The 23,076-nt window shown below is 65.9% G+C and carries 21 protein-coding genes; 10 read left to right on the top strand and 11 right to left on the bottom strand.

Going from position 1 to position 23,076, the window contains the following annotated elements:
* Positions 1–138 precede the first annotated feature (138 nt).
* The 7 genes from SPO_RS14900 to SPO_RS14870 all read right to left on the bottom strand — a co-directional run bounded on the left by SPO_RS14900 (position 139) and on the right by SPO_RS14870 (position 8,221).
* Positions 139–1,569 (bottom strand): amidase family protein, encoded by a 1,431-nt coding sequence (locus tag SPO_RS14900; RefSeq protein WP_011048638.1) that lies wholly within the window; start codon positions 1,567–1,569, stop codon positions 139–141.
* 78 nt (positions 1,570–1,647) lie between these two features.
* Complete coding sequence (locus SPO_RS14895; protein WP_011048637.1) at positions 1,648–2,220, bottom strand: SCO family protein; 573 nt, start codon at positions 2,218–2,220, stop codon at positions 1,648–1,650.
* A complete protein-coding gene (locus SPO_RS14890; RefSeq protein ID WP_030003244.1) occupies positions 2,220–2,780 on the bottom strand; it encodes a hypothetical protein in 561 nt (186 codons plus the stop codon). Before SPO_RS14890 ends, SPO_RS14895 begins: the two co-directional genes overlap by 1 nt.
* Positions 2,777–3,232 carry a hypothetical protein gene (locus tag SPO_RS14885; protein WP_011048636.1) on the bottom strand — a complete coding sequence of 152 codons (456 nt, stop codon included), beginning with the start codon at positions 3,230–3,232 and terminating at the stop codon, positions 2,777–2,779. Before SPO_RS14885 ends, SPO_RS14890 begins: the two co-directional genes overlap by 4 nt.
* 169 nt (positions 3,233–3,401) lie before the next feature.
* Complete coding sequence (gene prpE / locus SPO_RS14880; RefSeq protein ID WP_011048634.1) at positions 3,402–5,291, bottom strand: propionate-CoA ligase PrpE; 1,890 nt, start codon at positions 5,289–5,291, stop codon at positions 3,402–3,404.
* Positions 5,292–5,515: 224 nt separating this feature from the next.
* Complete coding sequence (locus SPO_RS14875) at positions 5,516–5,905, bottom strand: GFA family protein (protein ID WP_011048633.1); 390 nt, start codon at positions 5,903–5,905, stop codon at positions 5,516–5,518.
* A 42-nt stretch (positions 5,906–5,947) separates the two neighbouring features.
* Positions 5,948–8,221: an NADP-dependent malic enzyme gene (locus SPO_RS14870; protein ID WP_011048632.1), complete on the bottom strand. Its 2,274-nt coding sequence runs from the start codon at positions 8,219–8,221 to the stop codon at positions 5,948–5,950.
* A gap of 144 nt (positions 8,222–8,365) precedes the next feature.
* Between SPO_RS14870 and SPO_RS14865 the strand changes: the two genes are divergently transcribed.
* The 7 genes from SPO_RS14865 (at position 8,366) to SPO_RS14835 (ending at position 15,373) form a co-directional block, all read left to right on the top strand.
* Positions 8,366–9,451 carry a cupin domain-containing protein gene (locus tag SPO_RS14865; RefSeq protein ID WP_044028597.1) on the top strand — a complete coding sequence of 362 codons (1,086 nt, stop codon included), beginning with the start codon at positions 8,366–8,368 and terminating at the stop codon, positions 9,449–9,451.
* A gap of 141 nt (positions 9,452–9,592) precedes the next feature.
* Entirely contained in the window at positions 9,593–9,985 is a 393-nt protein-coding gene (locus SPO_RS14860; RefSeq protein ID WP_011048630.1) for a cytidine deaminase, read from the top strand.
* A 3-nt stretch (positions 9,986–9,988) separates the two neighbouring features.
* Positions 9,989–11,299, top strand: a complete 1,311-nt coding sequence (locus tag SPO_RS14855) for a thymidine phosphorylase (RefSeq protein ID WP_011048629.1) — start codon at positions 9,989–9,991, stop codon at positions 11,297–11,299.
* Positions 11,296–12,507: a phosphopentomutase gene (locus SPO_RS14850; protein ID WP_011048628.1), complete on the top strand. Its 1,212-nt coding sequence runs from the start codon at positions 11,296–11,298 to the stop codon at positions 12,505–12,507. Before SPO_RS14855 ends, SPO_RS14850 begins: the two co-directional genes overlap by 4 nt.
* The gene (locus SPO_RS14845; RefSeq protein WP_011048627.1) at positions 12,504–13,505 is read left to right on the top strand and encodes an adenosine deaminase; all 1,002 of its coding nucleotides are present in this window, start codon (positions 12,504–12,506) and stop codon (positions 13,503–13,505) included. Before SPO_RS14850 ends, SPO_RS14845 begins: the two co-directional genes overlap by 4 nt.
* Positions 13,502–14,134, top strand: a complete 633-nt coding sequence (upp, locus tag SPO_RS14840; RefSeq protein WP_011048626.1) for a uracil phosphoribosyltransferase — start codon at positions 13,502–13,504, stop codon at positions 14,132–14,134. The genes SPO_RS14845 and upp overlap by 4 nt, the downstream gene beginning before the upstream one ends.
* 78 nt (positions 14,135–14,212) lie before the next feature.
* Entirely contained in the window at positions 14,213–15,373 is a 1,161-nt protein-coding gene (locus tag SPO_RS14835; protein ID WP_030003243.1) for a hypothetical protein, read from the top strand.
* A 66-nt stretch (positions 15,374–15,439) separates the two neighbouring features.
* Here SPO_RS14835 and SPO_RS14830 read toward each other — a convergent pair whose 3' ends face one another.
* Positions 15,440–16,453, bottom strand: coding sequence for a hypothetical protein (locus SPO_RS14830; RefSeq protein ID WP_044028596.1), 1,014 nt, complete (start codon positions 16,451–16,453; stop codon positions 15,440–15,442).
* 160 nt (positions 16,454–16,613) lie between these two features.
* On the opposite strand from SPO_RS14830, the gene SPO_RS14825 reads away from it, so the two are divergent.
* From SPO_RS14825 to SPO_RS14815, 3 genes are all read left to right on the top strand, one after another.
* Positions 16,614–17,522: a DMT family transporter gene (locus SPO_RS14825; protein WP_011048623.1), complete on the top strand. Its 909-nt coding sequence runs from the start codon at positions 16,614–16,616 to the stop codon at positions 17,520–17,522.
* Between the two features lie 31 nt (positions 17,523–17,553).
* Positions 17,554–18,201 carry a sulfotransferase family 2 domain-containing protein gene (locus tag SPO_RS14820; protein ID WP_011048622.1) on the top strand — a complete coding sequence of 216 codons (648 nt, stop codon included), beginning with the start codon at positions 17,554–17,556 and terminating at the stop codon, positions 18,199–18,201.
* A gap of 186 nt (positions 18,202–18,387) precedes the next feature.
* Positions 18,388–19,107, top strand: a complete 720-nt coding sequence (locus SPO_RS14815) for a Hint domain-containing protein (RefSeq protein WP_158454180.1) — start codon at positions 18,388–18,390, stop codon at positions 19,105–19,107.
* Between the two features lie 68 nt (positions 19,108–19,175).
* Here SPO_RS14815 and SPO_RS14810 read toward each other — a convergent pair whose 3' ends face one another.
* Genes SPO_RS14810 through SPO_RS14800 form a run of 3 tightly spaced genes read right to left on the bottom strand, consistent with a single transcriptional unit; the run spans position 19,176 to position 23,069 of the window.
* The gene (locus tag SPO_RS14810; protein ID WP_011048620.1) at positions 19,176–21,377 is read right to left on the bottom strand and encodes a 3-hydroxyacyl-CoA dehydrogenase NAD-binding domain-containing protein; all 2,202 of its coding nucleotides are present in this window, start codon (positions 21,375–21,377) and stop codon (positions 19,176–19,178) included.
* Positions 21,370–21,858: a cupin domain-containing protein gene (locus tag SPO_RS14805; protein ID WP_011048619.1), complete on the bottom strand. Its 489-nt coding sequence runs from the start codon at positions 21,856–21,858 to the stop codon at positions 21,370–21,372. Before SPO_RS14805 ends, SPO_RS14810 begins: the two co-directional genes overlap by 8 nt.
* Complete coding sequence (locus SPO_RS14800) at positions 21,858–23,069, bottom strand: acetyl-CoA C-acetyltransferase (protein WP_011048618.1); 1,212 nt, start codon at positions 23,067–23,069, stop codon at positions 21,858–21,860. Before SPO_RS14800 ends, SPO_RS14805 begins: the two co-directional genes overlap by 1 nt.
* Positions 23,070–23,076 lie beyond the last annotated feature (7 nt).

The raw sequence follows: 23,076 nt of genomic DNA, 5'->3' as shown, positions 1-23,076 counted from the left end.
GTTTGTAGCTTGCGTCCGCCCCGAATGACCATCGGCCGTCTGATTTAAGTGAAGTGATGGCCCCGGGCAGTCCCGTACCCCATGCCCGGGGTCAATTTCCGCGTGTCGCGATCTCTCTCGTCGCCGAAAAGGCTCAACTCATCCCATCCGCGCCCAAAGATGGGGCGCCATCCGGCCCACCCGTGCCTCGACCGCGGCGGCGGCGTCCACCGCCATGTCTTCGCGCCAGCGCCGGGCGGTGATCTGCACGTTGATCGGTTGCGCTCCCTTGGGCAGATCGGCCAAACGTGTCGGCAGGCAGGCGGCGGGCAGGCCGATGAAGTTCATCGCATATGACCAGACCGCAGAACCCAGAGCTTCGTGCACGCCCTCGGCGCCCTCGGTGTCGCGGTCGGGGCCAAAGAAGGGCTGCGGCAGGAACGGGCCCAGCACCAGAGGGTACTGCTCCAGGAACAGAGACCATTCGCGGGCGTAGTGGCTGCGCGCGGCCATCACCTGCAACAGCTCGGTGCCGTGAAAGGGGGGGAACTCCTGGAAATACACCTCGAAGATGTCGCGCACGGTTTGCGAGCCATAGGCGTCGACATCGGCCTTCATCAGCGCCCAGACCTCGCCCATCAGGGCGCGATAGCCGGCACGCCCCGCCTCGAAGGCGTCGGGGGTCTCGACCTCTTCGACCAGATAACCGGCATCGCGCAGCGCGTCGCGGGCGGTGTCCAGCGCCGCCTCGACCTCGGGGTGCAGGTCATAGCCATAGGTCGCCTTGGTAAAGGCAACCCGGATCGGCCCCTCGACCGGGGTGCCGCGCCAGGGCAGGGGCACGTGGAACGGGTCGCGCGGGTCGGGGGCGATCAGGCTGGGCATGGCCAGATGCAGATCGGCGGCAGACCGGGTGATCAGCCCCTGCACCGACATGGATTGCGCCAGCATGCCGCGCTCGGCCTTCTGGCTGGGGTTCCAGGCGGGCACCCGGCCCAGACCGGGTTTCACGGTGACGGCGCCGTTGGCCGCTGCAGGAAAGCGCAGCGAGCCGCCGATATCGTTGCCATGGGCCAGCGCGCCGATCCCCGCCATCACCGCCGACCCGGCCCCGCCCGAGGAACCGCCGGGCGAGATATGCCGCCCCCAGGGGTTATGGGTGCGGCCATAAAGCGGGTTGTCGGTATCGGCGCGGAAGGAAAACTCGGGCGTGTTGGTGCGCCCGATCACCACCGCGCCCGCCGCTTGCAGGTTGCGCACCACGGGTGCGTCATCGGGCGCGATCATGTCCTTCAGCGCGGTCACACCGTTGGTTGTGGCATAGCCGGTCTGATCCACATTGACCTTGATGGTGACCGGCACCCCGTGCAGCGGTCCGCAGGGCGTGCCCGCGGCGCGGGCCTTGTCCAGCGCGCGGGCGCGATCCATCGCCGCCTCGGCGCAGCTGTCGACCACCGCGTTCAGGTCAGGGTTCACCGCCTGCATCCGCTCGATGGCGGCGCCGACCGCCTGTTCGGCGCTCAGCGCGCCGCTTGTGGTTTGTGCCGCGATCTGCGTCGCGTCCAATTGCCAAAGCGCTGTATCTGTCATGTCCGGGGCCTCCTGCCGGCAGGTTAGGCGGCCCTTCGCCCAAACGCTACGCCCGGAACCAAAGGTGACGCTAGGTCACTATCCTTCGGAGCCGAGGTATTTGCGCGCCAGTTCCACCACCCGGTCCGAGCTGAGGATGGGCGGGAACAGGCTCAGCACCTCGCCCTTGGCGTCCAGCAGATAGATAAAGGCACCATGGGTATAGACCGGCCCGTATTCGGGATCGACATAGGCCAGTTCGCGCTCCACCGAATAGGCGCTATAGGCGGCCTGCAATTCGGCCTCCGATCCGGTCAGGCCGATGAAATCCGGGTGATAGCGCGCCAGGGGCGCGTTCATCTCGCCGGGACGGTCGCGTTCGGGATCGACCGTGATCATGACCGGGGTGACGGGGATGCCCGCCTCGGCCAGCCGGTCCACAGCGTCGGCCATCATCGGCATCGCCGCCGAGCAGATGCCGGGGCAGGTGGCATAGCCAAAGAACAGAAGCTGCCCGTGCCCTTGCGGGTCGGCCTGGCTGCGCCTTGCACCGTGCTGATCGGTCAGTTCGAACGGGCCGCCCACATCAAAGGGCAGCGGCGCATTGCCCGCCTGTGCGGGGGCCGCCAGCGCGACCCCCACCAGCAACGCGGCCCGAAGCAGGAGACGCATCAGAACCACTCCTTGATAAAGGCCTCGTCCACCTCCAGCCCCAGGCCCAGATAGCCCCTGTCCTCGATATGGTCGAGGACACGCGGATCGCGGCGAAACCAGGGGCCCTTGCCGGTGGCCTCGGGGTTCTCTTCCTCCCAGACCTTGGTGAACCGATTGGCGGTTTCCCATTCACTGCCGGGCAGGCGGATCTTTTGCACCTGATAGACATGTTTGGCGCCCAGATCGGGGTCGTCGATCAGCAGCCCGTCCACCTCGACCGTCTGGCCGCAATAGGGCGCCAGATCGGCGGCGGCGCCGGAAAACACCGGTTGGCCGTTCTTGAGCGGCAGGACCATCACGTTATCGGCGCTGCGCAGCAGACCCAGCTGCCGCTTGCCCGCGCCGCAATCGGCGGGGCAGTCGCCGGTCAGCTCACACAGCAGATCGACCACCTTGGCCTCGAAGAACGCGGGCTGTTCGGCATAGAGGTTCCAGGGCTTGGCGGTCGATCCGGCCGAGAAATCCTGAGCGAGGGCGGGGCTGGCGAGCAGCGCCAGCGCGAGAGAAAGGCGCTTCATTCCTTGGGCTCCGGAATGGCGAAGCCGGGCACCGGGCCATAGTCTTCGTGGTTGAGGTTGGTGATGTCCAGATCGCTGATCACCTGGTCTACGATCAGATAGTTGATGCCGTCGCGCTGGTAATGCATCCCGTCGGCCTCGACCGTGTGCGAGGCGAGGCGCAGTGCGGTATCGCCCCCGGCCAGCTGGTCGTCCTGCTCGATCTTGAGCACCATGTAGATGGTGCCGTCCTCGGCCTGCAGCCCCACCGGGATGCCACCTGCCGAACACCACAGGGCGCAGGTGTGATGGGCCGAGCCGACCACCGCCTCGGGGCCGCCCATGACGCCCGAGTAGTAACACCAGGTGTCGATCAGTTCTCCGGTGACCTGAATACGCTGCCCCTCGCTTGCAAGCGCGGGCAAGGCGGGCAGGGCGGCACAACAGGCCAGGGCGGTCAGGAACGCGCGCATGGGGAAACCTCATCAGTTGCAGCGATTGCGGTCAGGGTAGAAAACGGCCCGTGACCTGGCAATCGCTGGCGCGATGACGGGCGATCACAAGCTGTTGGGCGGATGCGATGCGGGCATGAAAAAGGCGCCGCCCGGGGGGCGGCGCCTGTTCTTGCGGTCGCGCTGGGGGTTACTTGGCGTAGCCCAGCGATTGCAGTGCGACCTTGATCTCGTCCAGGATGGCCGGATCGTCGATGGTGGCGGGCATCTTGTACTCCTTGCCGTCAGCGATCGAGACCATGGTGCCGCGCAGGATCTTGCCCGAGCGGGTCTTGGGCAGGCGGTCGACCACCACGGCCAGCTTGAAGGCCGCGACTGGGCCGATCTTGTCGCGCACCAGCTTGACTACCTCTTTCACCACATCCCCGTGGTCGCGGTTGCACCCGTTGTTTAGGCACAGGAAGCCCAGCGGCATCTGACCCTTGAGGTCGTCGCTGACGCCGATCACCGCGCATTCGGCCACATCCTCGTGCCCGGCCAGAACCTCTTCCATGCCGCCGGTGGACAGGCGGTGGCCCGCAACGTTGATGACGTCATCGGTGCGCGCCATGATATAGAGGTACCCGTCCTCGTCGATCATGCCGGCGTCGCCGGTCTCATAGTAGCCGGGGAAATGCTCCAGATAGGATTTCCTGAACCGCGCCTCGGCGTTCCACAGGCCGGGCAGGGTGCCCGGCGGCAGCGGCAGTTTCACCGCGATGGCGCCCAGCTCGCCCGGTTTCATCTGGTGGCCGCCCTCGTCGAGGATCTGTACGTCATAGCCGGGCATTGCCTTGGCGGGCGAGCCCAGTTTTGTCGGCAGCTCCTCTATCCCCAGCGGGTTGCCCGCGATGGTCCAGCCGGTTTCGGTCTGCCACCAATGGTCGATCACAGGCACACTCAGCGCCTTTTGCGCCCAGATGATGGTGTCGGGATCGGCCCGTTCGCCCGCCAGATAGAGCGCCTTGAGATGGCTCAGGTCGTATTTCGCCAGCATCTCGCCCTTGGGATCCTCGCGTTTCACGGCGCGGATGGCGGTGGGGGCGGTGAAGAAGCTCTTGACCTTGTGCTCGGAGATCACCCGCCAGAAGGTGCCCGCATCGGGGGTGCCGACGGGCTTGCCCTCGAATACGATGGTGGTGTTGCCGTGGATCAGTGGGCCATAGCAGATATAGCTGTGGCCGACGACCCAGCCCACATCGGATGCCGCCCAGAACACATCGCCCGGATCGACGTTATAGATGTTCTTCATCGTCCAGTTCAGCGCCACCAGATGACCCGCGGTCGGACGCAGCACCCCCTTGGGCGCGCCAGTGGTGCCGGAGGTATAGAGGATATAGGCCGGGTGGTTGCCCTCTACGGGGACGCATTCGGCCGGTTCGACGCCATACTGGAACCCGTGCCAATTGTAATCGCGGCCCTCTTCGAGATGCGCCACTTCCTGTTCGCGCTGGAAGATCACACAGAATTCGGGCTTGTGTTTCGCCATGTCGATGGCGCCGTCGAGGAGGGGCTTGTAATGCACCACGCGGCCCGGTTCCAACCCGCAGGATGCCGCGATGATCGCCTTGGGTTGGGCGTCGTCGATGCGTACGGCCAGTTCGTTGGCGGCAAACCCGCCGAAGACCACCGAATGCACGGCGCCCAGACGGGCACAGGCCAGCATCGCCTCCAGCGCCTCGGGGATCATCGGCATATAGATGATGACGCGATCGCCCTTTTCCACACCTTTGGCGCGCAGCGCGCCGGCCAGCATGGCCACCCGGTTGCGCAGCTCGACGTAAGAGATCTGCCGCTTGGTATGGGTGATCGGGCTGTCATAGATGATCGCGGTCTGCTCGCCCCGACCCGCCTCGACATGGCGGTCAACGGCGTTCCAGCAGGTGTTGACCTTGGCATCGGTGAACCATTCGTAAAGCGGCGCGTTGCTGTCATCCAGCGCGCGGCTGGGCGCTTCAACCCAGTCGATGCTTTTGGCGGCCTCCATCCAGAAGGCTTCGGGATCGCTCTTCCAGCTCTCGTATACGTCCTGATATGCCATGGCGTCCTCCTCACGTTCGGCTGGATGGTGTGTTAGGCATAGCGGTGCCACCGGGCAAGCCGGACAAAGGACGTCGCGTCACATTATCGCAAGAAATTTGCAGAGATCGCGGAAATCGTCCTGCAAACTTTTGCAAAGCCGCTTTCTGAGCCGGGTTATTCAGGAAATCCGCGCCTGTTTGCAAAATTGCAAACTTTTGTTCTGCAAACAGGGTGGAATCGCCCTCACCCTGCCGTGCGGTCGAAACGGGGCAAGTCGTCCTGCAGGTCCAGCCAGGGCAGCCGCGCGGTATGAAAGACGTGAAACCGCGGCGGGAGCGCGGAGGGATCTTCCAGCGTTGCCGTATAGAGATGTATGTTCACGCGGTCATCGGCGTTGCGATAGGCCATCTGGGTGCCGCAGGTGCCGCAGAACAGCCGCTCGACCCGGTCGGTCGAGCGGTAGATGCGCGGTGCGTCACCGCTCCACGTGACGCTTTCATGCGGGAGCCCGAAAAAGGCGGTGACCGGCGCGGCGCAATTGCGGCGGCAGTCGGCGCAATGGCAATAGCAGCTCCACGCGACCTTGCCGTCGCTCTGCCAGCGCACCGCGCCGCAATGGCAATGTCCCTTCATTCCGACCTCTCCCTTCGGGCGGCATCTGCGCCGCCGCCGGGATCAACCGTAGTGGGCCACGGGCGTCCCCGCAATGGCGGCCATGTTCAAAAGCCCGCGCGCGGTGATCGAGGGGGTGACGATATGCGCCCGGTTGCCCATGCCCATCAGGATCGGGCCCACTTCGATACCATTGGCTTTCATCTTGAGGACGTTGCGCACGCCGCTGGCGGCATCGGCATGGGCAAAGATCAGCACATTGGCAGCGCCATACAAGCGTGAATTGGGGAAGATGCGCTGGCGCAGCTCGGGGTCCAGCGCGCTGTCCAGGTTCATCTCGCCCTCGTAGACAAAGTCGCGGGGCCGGCTGTCAAGGATCTCGATCGCCTGGCGCAGCCGCTGGCCCGAGCCTTCGGCCTGGTTGCCGAATTGCGACTGCGAGCAAAGGGCGATCTGCGGCTCGATGCCGAAGCGGCGCACGTGGCGGGCGGCGCCCAGCGTGATCTCGGCCAGCTCCTCGGGGCTGGGGCGGCTGCGCACATGGGTATCGGCAATGAACAGCGGCCCGTCCTCGAGGATCATCAGCGACAGCGCGCCATGCGGGCGCAGATCCTTGCTGCCCAGCACCTGCTCGACATAGTTCAGATGCCAGCGATACTCACCAAAGGTGCCGCAGATCAGGCTGTCGGCCTCGCCCCGATGCACCATGATGGCACCGATGGCGGTGGTGTTGGTGCGCATGATCGCCTTAGCAATGTCCGGCGTGACGCCGCGCCGTTCCATCAACTGGTGATACGAGGTCCAGTAGTCGTAATAACGCGGGTCGTTTTCCGGGTTCACGATCTGGAAATCCTGACCCGGGCGCACCGACAGGCCCATCTTCTCGCAGCGCGCCTCGATCACCTCGGGGCGGCCGATCAGGATCGGCGTTTCGGTGGTCTCTTCCAGAATGGCCTGCGCCGCGCGCAGCACCCGCTCGTCCTCGCCCTCGGCAAAGACCAGCCGCCGCGCCGCCTTGGCCGCTGCCTCAAACACGGGGCGCATCAGCAAGGCGGATTTGAACACGCTCTGGTTCAGCTTCTGGCGATAGGCCTCCAGATCGGTGATCGGGCGACGCGCCACGCCGCTTTCCATCGCGGCTCGCGCCACCGCAGAGGAAACGACCCCCACCAGGCGCGGATCGAACGGTTTCGGGATCAGATAGTCGGCCCCGAATGTCAGCTGCTCGCCCTGATAGGCCGCCGCCGCTTCGGCGCTGGTGGTGATACGGGCCAGTTCCGCGATCCCCTCGACACAGGCGATCTGCATGGCGTCGTTGATTTCGGTCGCGCCCACATCCAGCGCGCCGCGAAAGATGAAGGGAAAGCAGAGGACGTTGTTGACCTGGTTCGGGAAGTCGCTGCGCCCGGTGGCGATGATCGCATCCGGGGCCACCGCGCGCGCCGCGTCGGGCAGGATCTCGGGCGTGGGGTTGGCCAGTGCAAAGATGATCGGGCGTTTGGCCATGCGCGCCACCATCTCGGGTTTCAGCACATTGGGTCCGCTGAGGCCCAGGAACAGGTCGGCCCCCGCGATCACATCGTCCAGCGTGCGCAGATCGGTGGCCTGGGCAAAGGCCGCCTTTTGCGGGTTCATGTCTTCGGCGCGGCCCTCGTAAACCAGACCGTGAATGTCACACAGCCAGATATTCTCGCGCTTGACGCCCAGTTTCACCAGCATGTTCAGGCAGGCGATCCCCGCCGCGCCACCGCCGGTCGAGACGATCTTGATATCCCCGAACGCCTTGCCCGCAACATGCAGCGCGTTGCGCGCCGCCGCGCCAACCACGATGGCGGTGCCGTGCTGGTCATCGTGAAAGACGGGGATGTTCATCCGCTCGCGACACAGTTTCTCGACGATGAAACAGTCGGGGGCCTTGATGTCTTCCAGGTTGATGGCGCCGAAGGTCGGTTCCAGCGCGCAGACGATATCGGCCAGTTTCTCGGGGTCGCTCTCGTTCACTTCGAGGTCGAAGCAGTCGATCCCGGCGAATTTCTTGAACAGGACCGCCTTGCCCTCCATCACCGGTTTGCTGGCCAGCGCGCCGATATTGCCCAGCCCCAGAACCGCGGTGCCGTTGGACACCACCGCCACCAGGTTGCCCCGCGCGGTATAGGTCTCGGCGTGGGCGGCGTTGTCCTTGATCTCCAGACAGGCCTCGGCCACGCCGGGCGAATAGGCACGGGCCAGATCGCGGCCGTTGGCCATCGGCTTGGTGGCCCGGATCTCCAGCTTTCCGGGTTTGGGAAAGGCGTGGTAATCAAGCGCCGCCTGGCGCAGGCTGGGCTGGTCGGACATCTCGGAAAATCCTCCTCGGGAGACTAGTTTAGTATTAAACTAGTTTTGACGCTGGGGAAACCGGGATTTTCGCGCAACATGGTCGCAGCCCGACTTGCCAAAGGGGGGCGCAGCCGCCACTCTCGCGCCCCGAGGGAGGATCCGATGACCGACACCATAGCCGAGATGCGCCTGCCGACGCAGGAATTGCGCGACGATATCCCGTTTTACACCAAGGTTCTGGGTATGCGGATGGACATGATCTATCCCGCCGACGACCCGCGTATCGCGGTGTTTTCGGGTCATGGCCTGCGCCTGCGCATCGAAAAAGGCGCGCCCGAGTCGCCCGGCACCCTGCGCATCCTCACCGAGGATCCGGACGGTTTCGCCGATTGCCAGCGCAGCCTGACCGCGCCCAACGGCACACGGATCGAGATAGAGGAGCGCCACCCGCCCCTGGTGATGCCACAGACCGAACACACATTCGTGGTGCGCCGGCTCAAGGACCAGGCGCCCTGGATCATCGGCCGTGCCGGCATGCATTACCGCGATCTGGTGCCCTCGCGGCTGGGCGGCTCGATCATCGCCAGCCATATCCGCATCCCCGATGGCGGGCCGGTGCCCGACATGGTGCATTTCCACCGCGTCGGTTTTCAGCTGATCTTCTGCATCCATGGCTGGGTCGATGTGGTCTACGAGGATCAGGGCGACAAGATGCGCCTGACCGCAGGGGATTGCTTCATCCAGCCGCCGGAAATCCGCCACCGGGTGCTGGAGGCCAGCGACAACGTGCAGGTGATCGAGATCGGGGTTCCGGCCGAACATGTCACCGAGATCGACCACGAGATGATGCTGCCCACACCGCACCTGCGCCCCGAGCGTGAATGGCAGGGGCAAAGGTTCGTCTATAACCGCGCCGAGGGCGCCGAATGGTCCCCCTTCCGCCTGCCGGGCTATATCTACCGCGACACCACCATCGCCGAGAATACCAAGGGCGTGGCCGGGGTGCAGGTTGTGCGCCGGGGGCAGGGCGCGCCGCAATGGGCGGCCCATGACACCGATATCCTGTTCACCTTCGTGATGAACGGCACCGTGACGCTGATGGGCGAGGGGCGCGATCCGTACCCGCTGGAACAGGGCGATGCCTTTGTGATCCCGCCGGGTATGCGCACCTGCCTGTCCGACCCTTCCGACGATGTCGAACTGCTCGAGGTCACGCTGCCCGGGACCTTTACCACCACGCTGGGCTAAAGCCGCTTCATTCCGCCAAAGATACGCCGGGGGAGGCCGCAGGACGGGGGCAGCGCCCCCTTGCCCGGCGGTTCCTCTCGCGCGCGGTTGCGGGATAGGCTATGCATTTCCGACCAGATGATCAAAAACCGGGGAATCGCCATGAGCCTCAAATCCGCCGCCCTGACCGTTCGTGAAAACGCCCACGCGCCCTATTCCCGGTTCAAGGTGGGCGCGGCCATTCGGGGTGCCTCGGGCGTGGTCTATGCCGGTTGCAACGTCGAGAACATCGCCTATCCCGAAGGCACCTGTGCCGAGGCCGGGGCGATTGCCGCGATGGTCGCCGCGGGCGAGACCCGGCTGAGCGAGGTCTATGTGGTCGCCGACAGCCCGGCGCCGGTGCCGCCCTGCGGAGGCTGCCGCCAGAAACTGGCCGAATTCGGCGACCCGGATGTGGTCGTTACTATGGCCAATCTCGACGGGGTCGAAACCGCGATGACCATCGGTCAGCTGCTGCCCGGCGCCTTTGGCGCAGCCCATATGGACAAAGGCTGAACCATGGACGCCCGCGCCATCATTGCCCGGCTCAGGCGCCACGAGGTGCCCAGTGCGGCTGAACTGACCTGGTTCGCCCAAGGCCTTGCCGATGGTAGTGTCAGCGATGCTCAGGCGGGCGCCTTTGCCATGGGTGTTTGCATGGGTCGGCTTGGCTCTGAGGGGCGCGCGGCGCTGACATTGGCCATGCGCGATACCGGCGATGTGCTGCACTGGGATTTCGACGGGCCGGTGATCGACAAGCATTCCACCGGCGGGGTGGGAGATTGCGTCAGTCTGGTGCTGGCGCCCGCGCTGGCCGAATGCGGTACCTATGTGCCGATGATCTCGGGCCGGGGGCTGGGCCATACCGGCGGTACGCTCGACAAGATGGAGGCGATCCCCGGCGTCACCACCCAGCTTGGGCCTGACCGGCTGGCGCAGGTGGTACGCGATACCGGCGCTGCCATCGTTGGCGCCACCGCGCGCATCGCGCCCGCCGACAAGCGGCTCTATGCCATCCGCGATGTGACCGCCACGGTCGAAAGCCTCGATCTGATCACCGCCTCGATCCTGTCCAAGAAACTGGCCGCCAGCCCCGATGCGTTGGTTCTGGACGTTAAACTGGGCAGCGGCGCCTTCATGAAATCGCCGGACGAGGCGCGCGCGCTGGCCCTTGCCCTGACCGAGACCGCCAATGCCGCTGGCTGCCGGACCTCGGCCCTGATCACCGATATGAGCCAGCCGCTGGCGCCCAGCCTCGGCAACGCGCTCGAGGTGGGCGAGGTGATGCGGGTGCTGACCTCTGGTCACGCTGATGACCCGCTGGCACAACTCTCGGCGGAGCTGGGCGGCGTGCTGCTCTCTGATGCGGGGCTGGCAACGGATGCGGTCAGCGGGGCCGCGCGCATTGCTGCCATCATCTCAGACGGTCGCGCGGCCGAACGCTTTGGTCGCATGATCGCGGCTGTCGGCGGGCCGGTGCAATTTGTCGAGAACTGGCAGCGGTTCCTGCCCGAGGCAACCGTGATCCGCGAGGTTCCCGCCCGCGCGTCAGGCTATGTCACCGCCATCGACGGCGAGGTGTTGGGCCTTGCCGTGGTGGCGCTGGGCGGCGGGCGGCAGGTCGAGACCGATGTTGTTGACCCGGCGGTTGGCCTGTCACGGGTGATCCGGCTGGGCACAGCGGTTAACCCAGGCACCCCGCTCGCCACCATCCACGCCGCAAGGCAAGAGGCGGCAGAGGCAGCCGAGGCCACCCTGCGCGCGGCGATCACCATCGGGCCAGAGCCGGTGGCCGCGCCACCGCTTATCCATGAAAGGATCACGCCATGACCCGTGCCTTTCTGGTGGTGATGGATTCGGTCGGCATCGGCGGTGCGCCGGATGCCGATACTTTCTTTAACGGCGACCGCCCCGATACCGGCGCCAACACGCTGGCCCATATCGCCCAGGCCTGCGCGCGTGGCGCGGCGGAAGAGGGGCGCAGCGGCCCGCTGCATCTGCCCCATCTCGACCGGCTGGGCCTTGGCGCGGCCACCCGGCTGGCTTCGGACGCGGCCACGCCGGGGCTGGCAGCGGAGGCTTCGGGCCTCTGGGGTTGCGCGCGCGAACACAGCCGGGGCAAGGATACGCCCTCGGGCCATTGGGAACTGGCGGGCCTGCCGGTGCCGTGGGACTGGCACTATTTCCCCGACACCATTCCCGCCTTCCCGAATGATCTGGTGCAGGCGGTGGCCCAGGCTGCTGGCAGCGACGGCATCCTTGGCAATTGCCATGCTTCGGGCACGGTAATCATCGACCGCCACGGGGCCGAGCATATGCGGACGGGCCAGCCCATCTGCTATACCTCGGCTGACAGCGTGTTCCAGATCGCCGCGCATGAGGAAACCTTTGGCCTCGACCGCCTCTTGGCGCTGTGCAAGGCCGTCGCGCCGCGCCTGCATGCGATGAAGGTAGGGCGGGTGATCGCGCGGCCCTTCGTCGGCACGCCCGAGGCCGGGTTCACCCGCACCACCAACCGCAAGGATTTTGCCATCACCCCGCCCGCGCCGGTGCTGACCAACTGGGCACAGGATGCGGGCCGCCGCGTGCATGGGGTGGGCAAGATCGGCGATATCTTCTCGATGCAGGGGATCGACGATGTGGTCAAAGGGTCGGATGCCGAGCTGATGACCCATCTTGCCCGGTTGATCGGCACCGCCGAAGAGGGCAGCCTGACCTTTGCCAATTTTGTCGAGTTCGACAGCCTTTACGGCCACCGCCGCGACATCAGCGGATATGCAAGGGCACTGGAGTGGTTTGACCGCGAGATCGGGCAAATCCTGCAAAGCCTGCGGCCCGGCGACCTGATGGTTCTGACCGCCGATCATGGCAACGATCCCAGCTGGAGCGGTACCGATCACACCCGCGAACAGGTGCCGGTTCTGGTGGCCGGGCGTGGCGCCGGGCAAATCGGACAGGTGAATTTCGCCGATATCGCCGCCTCGGTGGCGGCGCATCTGGCTATTCCGGCGCAGGGGCCGGGGAGGAGTTTTCTGTGAGCGAAGAACATCCCCCGGTCGCCGACCTGCCCAAGGTCGAATTGCACCTGCACCACGAAGGCGCCGCACCGCCCGCCCTGATCCGGCAACTGGCGCATGAGAAAAAGATCGACCTGCGCGGCATCTTCAAGCCGGACGGGTCCTATGATTTCCGCGATTTCGCCCATTTCCTCAGCGTTTACGAGGCTGCCTCTTCGGTGTTGACCGGCCCCGAGGAATTCCGCCGCCTGACCTGGGCGATCCTGGAACAAAGCGCCGAGAACGGGGTGGTCTATTCCGAGACCTTCCTGAGCCCCGACTTCTGCGGCGGCGGCGATGTCGCCGCCTGGCGCGATTACCTGGCCGCCATCCGTGACGCGGCGGACGAGGCCGAGGCGAAACTGGGCATTACCCTGCGCGGCGTCGTCACCTGTGTGCGCCATTTCGGCCCCGATCAGGCCAGGCGCGCCGCCCGCTGCGCCGCCGAGACGGCGGGCGACTGGATCGTGGGGTTCGGCATGGGCGGCAACGAGGGCGTGGGCAAACAGGGCGACTATTCCTGGTCCTTCGACTGCGCCCGCGAGGCGGGGCTGAGGCTCACCACCCATGCGGGCGAGTTTGGCGGGCCGGACAGCGTGCGCGACGCGGTGCGTGTGCTGGGGGTCGAGCGCATCGGCCATGGCGTGCGCGCCATCGAGGACGCCGATCTGGTGCATGAACTGGCCGACCGGGGCATCACGCTCGAGGTCTGCCCCGGCTCGAACGTGGTGCTGGGCCTTTATCCCTCGTTTGCAGCGCATCCCATCGCGCGGCTGCGTGACGCGGGTGTCCGCGTCACCATATCCACCGACGATCCGCCGTTTTTCCATACCACGATGCGGCGGGAGTATGAGATGCTGGCCAAAGCCTTTGGCTGGGGGGCAGAGGATTTCGCCGACCTGAACGCCACCGCGCTCAGAGCGGCATTCTGTGATGAAGACACCCGGAGCCGGGTCGCTAAGAGACTGGAGACATCATGAACGAACATTTGACCGTCGTCGACCACCCGCTGGTGCAGCACAAACTGACCCTGATGCGGGACAAGGGCACCTCGACCGCCTCTTTCCGCCAGCTTCTGCGCGAGATTACCCAGCTCTTGGCCTATGAGGTCACGCGCGAGATGCCGCTGACCACCCGCACCATCGAAACCCCGCTGGAAGAGATGGAGGCGCCTATACTCGCGGGCAAGAAGCTGGCGCTGGTGTCGATCCTGCGGGCGGGCAACGGCATGCTCGACGGGGTGCTGGAACTGGTCCCTTCGGCGCGGGTCGGCTTTGTCGGCCTTTATCGCGACGAGGAAACGCTGCAACCGGTGCAATATTATTTCAAGGTACCCGAAGGGTTGCAGGATCGGCTGGTGATCGCGGTCGATCCGATGCTGGCCACCGGCAACAGCTCGGCCGCCGCCGTCGATCTGCTGAAACAGGCTGGCGCCACCGATATCCGCTTCCTCTGCCTGCTGGCCGCACCCGAAGGCGTGGCGCGGATGAAGGAGGCACACCCCGATGTGCCCATCGTCACCGCCTCGCTGGACCGGGCACTGAACTCCAAGGGCTATATCATGCCCGGCCTGGGCGATGCCGGAGACCGCATGTTCGGCACGAAATAGGGCGGTACTGAGGCACGTGCCGCTTTACTATCAGTAGGTTTTGCGGCATCCTGCCTTCCATATCTTGTGGGGGCAGGCATGAGAGTTACAAGGATTATTGCACTTTCGGTCATCGGTCTGAGCATCGGGTTCAGCACGCTGAACGCCCAGACGCTGCGAAATGCCTCGCCGCCGGCCGAATTTCCGCCCGCCTCCTTCAAGGGCAAGCAATATGTCGACAGCCGCGGATGTATCTATATCCGGGCCGGGATCGACGGCAATGTGACCTGGGTCCCGCGCGTCTCGCGCGAGCGCAAGCAGGTCTGTGGCTACCAGCCCACCGCCGTGGCCGGGGCGACCAGCGCCGCGCCGCAACAGGCCGCCCCCAAGGTGATCACGCTGGATCAGCCCAGCGCGACAGCGGCCGCGCGGCCCGCCGCGACATCCACGGCCAGACCCGCCGCCGCGCCCGCGCCGAAACCGCAGGTGCGCACGGTGGCCAGCCCCGTGCCGCGCACCGCCCCGGTGGCCACGGTCCGCACCACCGTGCGCCCGGTCACTGTGCCCACCACCCGTACCACCACCGCGCGCCCGACACCGGTGATCGTACCGGTTGCCCCTGCCGCGGCTCCGGCGCGGGTCAAGCCGCGCGCGGTTGCCCCGGCGGCGGCATCGGGCGGGTGTTCCAATGCCTCGGCCCTCAGCCAGCGTTACATCAACCAGACCGGTGTGCGCTGCGGCCCGCAGGCGGAACCGCCGATCACCTATGGCACCCGCAAGAGTTCCTCGCTCAAGGTGGGGGATACCGGCGTCCGGGTCTCGCTCAACACCCGGGTGGTGCCGCAGCATGTCTATGACAAGCGGCAGAACACCACCAATCTGCAGATACCTGAGGGATTTCGCCCGGTCTGGACCGACGACCGGCTGAATCCCCATCGCGCTGAACGCACGCTGCGCCCGGCGATCCAGTACAGCCGCTTTCAGACCCCTGCCGGGTTCCGGGCCGTCGACCGCGAGGATGACCGGCTGAACCCCCTGCGCGGCATGCGGACCGCCGAGGGGGACGCACAGATGGAACAGCTCTGGTCGCGCGACCTGCCGCGCACCCTGCTGCCGGTCGAGACCAACCCCAGAACCATTACTGTGGAACACAGCGAACGGTCCTATACCCACGGGGCCAAGCCGCCCCTGCGGTTTCGACTGTCCACGCGCAACGCACCGGCCACGGCGCCACCGGCCCCGACCCGCGCGCGCCGCTGACAGACATCTGAAACGAGACGGGCCGCCCATGGGGCGGCCCTTGTCTTTGCCGGGATGGCGCTGACCTCAGCCGCCGCAGATATCCTGCAGCCGGACCCAGTCGCGGTCGGCCAGAACCGGTTCCAGCGTGCGGCCCGTCATCGGGTCGGCCTCGATCAGGCCCAGCACGGTTTCGCCGGTGATATCGCGGGCATAGGCATAGGGAGACGAGGGGATCGCCGCCTGGCTGAACACCGCCAGCAGCGCCTCGTCCGGCATATCCGGGCGCGGCTCGGCCAGCACCCGCTCGGCATAGCTGTCGAGGATGCCGGGCGTCAGACCCCCCGTGGTCAAGAGCCGGAACGAGGCCAGCGGCCCCGCGCGATAGAGCAGATCGTCCAGCGGATCCTGCGCATTGGCACGGGCACGCTCGGCCAGGACATAGCCGGCGGCGACCGAACTGTCCTCGTGATCGCCGATCAGCGCATGGTTCAGCACCACGATGCCTCCGGGCAGGAACAGGCTGCTGGCGCGCCCGCCGGGGACCACAACCAGCCGGCGCACACCGGTGCGCTGGGCCAGCCTGGACAGGATCATGTCGGTTTCCTCGTCGGAACAGGCCTGTCCGGTGACCCGTTCGACCCGGGCCAGAACGGCACGGCCGATCTCTTGCCGCTTGATCTCGGGGACGACGGCGACCACGTGCCGCCGCAACGCGCCGGGCAGCCACAGTGTCAGCATCCCCAGCACAATCGTCACCATCACCGCCACGGTGATCCAGCGGATCCGCCCGGGATGCGCCCGGCGGCTGTCGATCGCCCGTTGCAGATGGTCGATGGCGGCGATCATCGTTGACTCGCTCTCGGCAAGTTCCAGCGTCTCGCCCGGATCGCCGTCAGGGCAGTAAAGCGCCGGGAACTCGCCCGGGTTCTGCCGCTCCAGTGCCGCCAGCGACCAATGGGTCAGCGCCCGGTCGTTGAAATCGGAAATCGTCAGCGTCGCCTCGCCGATCGAAACCACGACCTCGCGTCGCTGTGCCTCGGGTGAGGGGCGCCAGAGGCCGGTCGCCTCGATCCGCTCGTATTGCTTGAGAGCTGTCATGCCTGATACGGGATGCTCGTTCTTGTTTTTCGGCCAGCCTACACCTTTGGCGGGCCAGCGGCAAACGGGTTGCGCTGTGCCCGGGGCCGCGGGCAATAATCCGGGCAAAGTGTCGCTAGGGGACAAGACCGGGTCGCGCGGCCCGGCTATGGCATTCGGAATGCAGGCAGAAACCAATTCGGCCCCCCTGGCGGCGGCGCTCTACATGATCGCGGCGATGAGCATCATCGGCGTAATCGACAATTACGTGATCCGGCTGGCCGAGAGCATCGGGCTGTGGCAGTTCCACTTTATGCGTTCGCTGATGATGTTGCCCCTGGTGGGGCTGATGTCACTGATGGGGCTGGGTGGGCTGTTTCCGCGCCGCAAGGGCTGGGTCCTGCTGCGCAGCCTTCTGTTGACGGTGGCGATGCTGTTCTATTTCAGCGCGCTGGCCTTCATGCCGATTGCCCAGGCGCTGGCGGGCTTGTTCACCTCGCCGATCTTCGTGCTGCTGGTGACCGCTTTTGGCCTGCGTCAGCGGATCGGACCCTGGCGCATCCTGGCGGTGCTGATGGGCTTTGCCGGTATACTCTTCGTGCTGCAACCCGACCCCGGCGCCTTTGATGCGACGGTGCTGATCCCGGTGGCGGGTGGGTTCTTCTACGCGTTGGGCGCGGTGGTCACCCGCCGCCATTGCGCAGGCGAGAGCACGGCGGCGCTGCTTGGCGCGATGGTGACGGCGCTGGGCCTGACCGGTCTCGGCGGGCTGATCTGGCTGGCGCTGTTTCCCGCCACACCGCTGCCCGGGCCGGACGGGTTTGTCGCGCGTGGCTGGGTCTGGCCGATGGCCGAGGCGATGCCTTGGGTCGCGCTGCAGGCGGTGGGATCGGCCACCGCCGTCTTCATGCTGATCCGGGCCTATCAGCTGGGCGAGCCCTCCTATGTCTCGGTCTTCGAGTTCTCGGTGATGATCTTTGGTCCGCTCTTTGCCTGGGTGGTGCTGGGTGTCGGCCTGGGGCCATGGCAGATGCTGGGCATCGGGTTGATCGTGCTGGCGGGCGCGATCATCGCGCTCAGATCGGGTTGAGCGCCGCTGCCCGCGCCGCTAGCGTGGCGGCATGATCATCTCACCCGGTCGCGGCTATATCTTCGTGCATATCCCCAAGACGGGCGGCACCTCGCTGGCGCTGGCGCTCGAAGCGCGGGCGATGAAGGATGACATCCTGATCGGCGACACGCCCAAGGCGATCCGGCGGCGCGGCCGTCTCAAGGGGGTGCAGGCGCGCGGACGGCTGTGGAAACATTCGACGCTGGCCGATATCGAGGGGCTGATCGCGCCCGAGGTTCTGGCTGGCCTCTTTGCCTTTACCCTGGTGCGCAACCCCTGGGACCGGGCGGTCAGCTATTACCATTGGCTGCGGGGGCAGACGTTCGATCACCCGGCGGTGCATCTGGCGCGGCAGCTGGAGTTCGAGGGCTTCGTCACCGCTCCGCAGACGCTGGCGGCCTTTCGCGCGGCCCCGGCCCCCAGCTATATGCGCCGCGTCGACGGGGTGGAACATTGCGCCGCCTATATCCGGCTGGAGCATCTGGAGACCGATCTGGCGCCGCTGACCGCGCATCTGGGCTTTGCGCTGGATATGCCGCGCGCGAACCGCTCCGAGCGCGCCGCCGATTATCGCAGCTATTATTCTGACCATGCCGCCGAGGCGCTGGGCGCGGCCTGTGCAAGCGATATCGCGCGCTTTGGTTACCGCTTCGACTGAGGCGCTGTTGCGCGCTCGGCGTCAATCCGCCAGACCGCGCGGCATTGTCCGAAATGGCCCGGCCAATGCCACAATCTCGCCCTTGTTGCGGCATGTTTCCGGCCTTCGAATCGCGTGTCCTGACCTTGTAAACTGGTTAATCCGGCAAGCCATGCTCTTGCTGCTGCCACAATGGGGACGGCGCTTATGTTCGGATGGAAAGACAAGGACACAGGGGAAAGCCCGGCCATGGCGGAATCCATGGCGGTGCTCGACGGTCTGCTGATCACCGGGCAAGGGGGGCTTCTGGCGGGAACGTCGGTGGCCTCCAATTTCGGCTGGCAACCGGTCGAAGCGCTCAAGGTGGGGGACAAGGTGCTGACCTTTGACCATGCCATGCAGACGGTGGCCGATATCCAGCGGGAAACGGTGACATTGCCGGCTGGCCTGCCGGCGGCGCTGCGCCCGGTGCGGCTGCCCGAGGGCGTGTGCCACAACCGGCGCGACCTGTGGATGATGCCCGATCAGGGGCTGCTGGTGGAATGCGAGGCGGCGCTGGATGCACTCGGCGATCCCTATGCGGTGGTTCCCGCGCGCATGCTGCGTGGCTATCGCGGCATCACCGACGACCTGCCCGGCGAGCGGGTCGAGGTGACCACGCTGGCCTTCCACCAGGACGAGGTGATCTATGTCGAGGGCGGGCTGCTGGCCCATTGTCCGGTGCCCCGTCAGGTGTTGGACGGAGCCGATCTGCTGCAACCGACGCTTTATGACCGGCTCGACGGGGCGGCGGCGCGGTTTCTGGTCAATTGCCTGATCGACGATGATGACGATCACGCATTGGGCTGCGATCCCGCCGACCTGCCGAATCTGCCGATGCGCCCGCCGCGCCCCGGTCACCCGTTGGCCGCCAACCCCTTCGCCTGACGAACATCGAAACGCAAACCGGCGCCCCCTTGCAGGGGCGCCGGTCTTGTTCCGTCTGACAGGGGGCGTCAGGCCGCCGATTTCGCCTCGGGGTCAAAACGCCCGTAGAAGCTCTGCCCCTTGTCGGCCATTTCGCGCAGCAGCGGCGGGCAGGCGAAGCGCTCGCCGTATTTCGCCGCCAACTGGTCACAGCGATCCGCCGCGTAGGGCGTGCCGATGATGTCGATCCAGCTGAGCGGGCCGCCCGACCAAGGGGCAAAGCCCCAGGCCAGGATGGCGCCCACGTCGCCTTCGCGGATGTCTTCCAGCACGCCTTCTTCCAGCGCACGCACCGCTTCCAGCACCTGCGCGAACATCAGGCGTTCCTGCACCTCGATCAGGTCGGGCTGCTCTTCGGCCAGCGGGTACTTGTCCTGCAGGCCCTGCCAATAGCCGGTGCGCTTGCCCTTGTCGTCATAATCGAAGAAGCCCGCGTTGGCCTTGCGGCCCATCCGGCCCAGCTCTTCCATCCAGAAGATCAGGTCGTCAGCCGGGCTTTCGGGATAAGCATTGCCCATCGCCGCCTTGGTCGCCCGCGCGATCTTGGCGCCGAGATCAATCGAGGTTTCGTCGGTCAGCTGGATCGGACCCACCGGGAAACCCAGCTGCCGCGCCGCATTGTCGATCAGCACCGGCGACACGCCCTCGGTGATCATCCGCGCGCCTTCGTTGACATACGGAATGATGCAGCGGTTGCAGTAGAAGAAACGCGCATCATTGACCACGATCGGGGTCTTGCGGATCTGGCGCACGTAATCCAGCGCCTTGGCCACCGCCCGCGGGCCGGTTTCCTTGCCCTTGATGATCTCGACCAGCAGCATCTTCTCGACCGGCGAGAAGAAGTGGATGCCGATGAACTGTTCGGGCCGCACGCTTGCCTTGGCCAAACCGGTGATCGGCAGGGTCGAGGTGTTGGAGGCAAAGATGCAGTCCTCGGGGATGATCGCCTCGACCTTCTTGGTCATCTCGGCCTTCACGCCCGGATCCTCGAACACCGCCTCGATGATCAGGTCACAGCCTTTCAGCGCGTCCAGATCCGGGGTGGCGGTGATCAGGCCCAGCATCGCCTCTTTCTTCTCGGCGGTGACCTTGCCGCGCTTCATCCCCTTGTCGAGGTAAGCTTCGGTATAGGCCTTGCCCTTGTCGGCGGCGGCCTGGTCACGGTCGATCAGCACGACCTCCATACCTGCCTGCGCGCTGACCAGCGCGATGCCCGCGCCCATCATGCCCGCGCCCAGCACGCCGAGTTTCTTGACCCGCTGGTCGGGGATGTCCTTGGGCCGCACCGCGCCTTTCTCCAGCGCCTGCTTGTTGATGAAGAGGCTGCGGATCATGGCCGAGGAGGAGGGGTTCATCAGCACATGGGTGAACCAGCGTGCCTCAATGCGCAGCGCGGTGTCGAAATCGACCAGCGCGCCCTCGTAGATGGCGCTCAGCAGTGCCTTGGGCGCGGGGAAGGCGCCTTGGGTCTTGCCGTTGACCATGGCCGAGGCGCCGACAAAGGTCATGAAACCCGCCGGATGATAGGGGGCGCCGCCGGGCATCTTGTAGCCCTTGGCGTCCCAGGGTTTGACCAGATCGGCATCCTTGGCGTTCAGCACCCATTCCTTGGCGGCGGCAACCGGGTCATCCGCCAATGCGTCGACCATCTGCGCACCCTTGGCCTTGGCCGGGTCCATCATCTTGCCTTCCAGCAGCACCGGGGCCGCGGCCATGGCGCCCACCATGCGGGAATAGCGGATGGTGCCGCCGCCGCCGGGGAAGATGCCCAGCAGGATCTCGGGCAGGCCGATCTTGGCCTTGGGGTTGGTGGTCATCACCCGGTGATGACAGGCCAGCGCGATCTCGGTGCCGATCCCGGCGCAGGTGCCGTTGATGGCGCAGGCCACCGGCTTGCCGCCCTTCTTGGTCTTGGGGTCCATGCCCGCCAGTTCCAGCTTGCGCATGATGCGGTGGCCGCCCATGACGAAGTCGAACAGGCCCTGGGCCGGGTTTTCGCCCGCTTCCTCGCGGATCACGGCCAGCGTGTTCAGGTCCATGCCGCCGGCGAAATCGCTCTTGCCGCTGGTGATGACGATGCCCTTGACCTCGTCATCGGCCAGCGCCTGATCGACCAGGCTGTCAACCAGTTCAAAGGCCTCGCGGGTCATCACGTTCATCGACTTGCCCTGAGCATCCCAGGTGATGAAGGCGACGCCGTCGGCGTCCTTGGTCAGCGTAAAATCACTCATTGTCGTCTCCGATCTGGTCAGCCGTCAGCGGGCTGCCATCCTTGCGGGTGAAAGCGAAGCCCGAGGCATCCTGTTTCACCATCATGTCCATATCGCTGTAATAAGCGGTCTCGGTCGGGGTCCGCGTGCCCACCACAAGGAAGGTGGCGGGCGCATCGGTGCGATTGACGAACTGGTGCCCGTTCGGGTCGCCAGCGGGAAAGGCGGCGCAGTCGCCCGGAACCATCGGATGCTCGCCCTGGTCGTCGACCAGAACCAGCGCACCCTCGGTCACCATGACGAACTCGTCCTGCTCCATGTGGTAATGGCGCAGCGACGATTTCGCCCCGGGCTCCAGCCGCACGAGGTTGACACCAAACTGGCTGAGCCCGCCGGCATCGCCCAGGCGCAGGCTGGACCGGCCATCCATGGCCGCGTTCAGCCGACCCGGATAGACCGAGCCGATACGCCGTTCGATACTGTCGAGGTCCAGTTTCGGCATCAGACGCGTTCGATGATCGTGGCCGCGCCCATGCCGGAGGCGATGCAGAGCGTTGCAAGACCGGTTTCCAGGTCGCGACGCTCCAGCTCGTCCAGCAGCGTGCCGATGATGATCGCGCCGGTGGCGCCCAGCGGGTGGCCCATGGCGATCGAGCCGCCGTTGACGTTTACCAGCGCGGGATCGACATCAAAGGCCTGCTGGAAGCGCAAGACGACCGAGGCAAAGGCCTCGTTCACTTCGAACAGGTCAAGGTCACCGATCTTCATGCCGTTATCGGCCAGGATCTTCTCGGTCACCGGCACCGGGCCGGTCAGCATGATGGTCGGGTCGGTGCCGATCTTGGCGGTGGCCTTGATGCGCGCGCGCGGCTTCAGCCCGTATTTCTCGCCGAATTCCTTGTTGCCGATCAACACGCCGGCGGCCCCATCCACGATGCCCGAGGAGTTGCCCGCATGGTGGATATGGTTGATCCGCTCCAGATGCGGGTATTTCAGCATCGCGATCTTGTCGAAGCCGGGCATCTGCTCGCCCATCATCTGGAAGGCGGGGTTGAGGCCGCCCAGCGACTGCATGTCGGTGCCCGGACGCATGTACTCGTCATGATCCAGGATGGTCAGCCCGTTCTGGTCGCGCACCGGGATCACCGATTTGGCAAAGCGGCCCTCGTCCCAGGCCTCCTTGGCGCGGCGCTGACTTTCCATCGCCAGCGCGTCGGCCTGATCGCGGGTGAAGCCGTATTCGGTGGCGATGATATCGGCCGAGATACCCTGCGGCACGAAGTAGGTTTCCATTGCGATGCTGGGATCGACGGCGATGGCGGCGCCGTCGCTGCCCATGGCCACGCGGCCCATCATCTCGACCCCGCCGGCGATATAGGCATCGCCCGCGCCGCCACGTACCTGGTTGGCGGCCAGGTTCACCGCCTCCATGCCGCTGGCGCAGAACCGGTTGATGGCCAGGCCGGGGATCGACTGGTCAAGGTCCGAGGCCAGCACGGCGGTCCGCGCCAGGCAGCCGCCCTGTTCCATCACCTGGGTGACATTGCCCCAGATCACGTCCTCGACCGCGTGACCTTCGAGATTGTTGCGCTCTTTCAGCGCGTTCAGCGTCAGCGCGCTGAGGCGCACCGAGGTCACCTCGTGCAGGCTGCCGTCTTTGCGGCCCTTGCCGCGCGGGGTGCGCACGGCGTCATAGATATAAGCTTCGGTCATCTTGGTC

This window comes from Ruegeria pomeroyi DSS-3 (assembly GCF_000011965.2).
GTDB classification, from domain to species: Bacteria; Pseudomonadota; Alphaproteobacteria; order Rhodobacterales; family Rhodobacteraceae; genus Ruegeria_B; species Ruegeria_B pomeroyi.
Note: the sequence above shows the minus strand (reverse complement) of the source record. Positions and strands in the feature narration are given on the sequence as shown.

Excerpts from the sequence above, each read along its gene's own strand:
- SPO_RS14835 (WP_030003243.1), top strand. The coding sequence starts at position 14,213 with ATGAGAGTTACAAGGATTATTGCACTTTCGGTCATCGGTCTGAGCATC.
- SPO_RS14850 (WP_011048628.1), top strand. The coding sequence starts at position 11,296 with ATGACCCGTGCCTTTCTGGTGGTGATGGATTCGGTCGGCATCGGCGGT.
- SPO_RS14825 (WP_011048623.1), top strand. The coding sequence starts at position 16,614 with ATGCAGGCAGAAACCAATTCGGCCCCCCTGGCGGCGGCGCTCTACATG.
- SPO_RS14805 (WP_011048619.1), bottom strand. The coding sequence starts at position 21,858 with ATGCCGAAACTGGACCTCGACAGTATCGAACGGCGTATCGGCTCGGTC.
- SPO_RS14885 (WP_011048636.1), bottom strand. The coding sequence starts at position 3,232 with ATGCGCGCGTTCCTGACCGCCCTGGCCTGTTGTGCCGCCCTGCCCGCC.
- SPO_RS14820 (WP_011048622.1), top strand. The coding sequence starts at position 17,554 with ATGATCATCTCACCCGGTCGCGGCTATATCTTCGTGCATATCCCCAAG.
- SPO_RS14870 (WP_011048632.1), bottom strand. The coding sequence starts at position 8,221 with ATGTCCGACCAGCCCAGCCTGCGCCAGGCGGCGCTTGATTACCACGCC.
- SPO_RS14855 (WP_011048629.1), top strand. The coding sequence starts at position 9,989 with ATGGACGCCCGCGCCATCATTGCCCGGCTCAGGCGCCACGAGGTGCCC.
- SPO_RS14860 (WP_011048630.1), top strand. The coding sequence starts at position 9,593 with ATGAGCCTCAAATCCGCCGCCCTGACCGTTCGTGAAAACGCCCACGCG.
- upp (WP_011048626.1), top strand. The coding sequence starts at position 13,502 with ATGAACGAACATTTGACCGTCGTCGACCACCCGCTGGTGCAGCACAAA.
- SPO_RS14865 (WP_044028597.1), top strand. The coding sequence starts at position 8,366 with ATGACCGACACCATAGCCGAGATGCGCCTGCCGACGCAGGAATTGCGC.
- SPO_RS14815 (WP_158454180.1), top strand. The coding sequence starts at position 18,388 with ATGTTCGGATGGAAAGACAAGGACACAGGGGAAAGCCCGGCCATGGCG.
- SPO_RS14895 (WP_011048637.1), bottom strand. The coding sequence starts at position 2,220 with ATGCGTCTCCTGCTTCGGGCCGCGTTGCTGGTGGGGGTCGCGCTGGCG.
- SPO_RS14900 (WP_011048638.1), bottom strand. The coding sequence starts at position 1,569 with ATGACAGATACAGCGCTTTGGCAATTGGACGCGACGCAGATCGCGGCA.
- SPO_RS14800 (WP_011048618.1), bottom strand. The coding sequence starts at position 23,069 with ATGACCGAAGCTTATATCTATGACGCCGTGCGCACCCCGCGCGGCAAG.
- SPO_RS14890 (WP_030003244.1), bottom strand. The coding sequence starts at position 2,780 with ATGAAGCGCCTTTCTCTCGCGCTGGCGCTGCTCGCCAGCCCCGCCCTC.
- SPO_RS14875 (WP_011048633.1), bottom strand. The coding sequence starts at position 5,905 with ATGAAGGGACATTGCCATTGCGGCGCGGTGCGCTGGCAGAGCGACGGC.
- SPO_RS14830 (WP_044028596.1), bottom strand. The coding sequence starts at position 16,453 with ATGACAGCTCTCAAGCAATACGAGCGGATCGAGGCGACCGGCCTCTGG.
- prpE (WP_011048634.1), bottom strand. The coding sequence starts at position 5,291 with ATGGCATATCAGGACGTATACGAGAGCTGGAAGAGCGATCCCGAAGCC.
- SPO_RS14810 (WP_011048620.1), bottom strand. The coding sequence starts at position 21,377 with ATGAGTGATTTTACGCTGACCAAGGACGCCGACGGCGTCGCCTTCATC.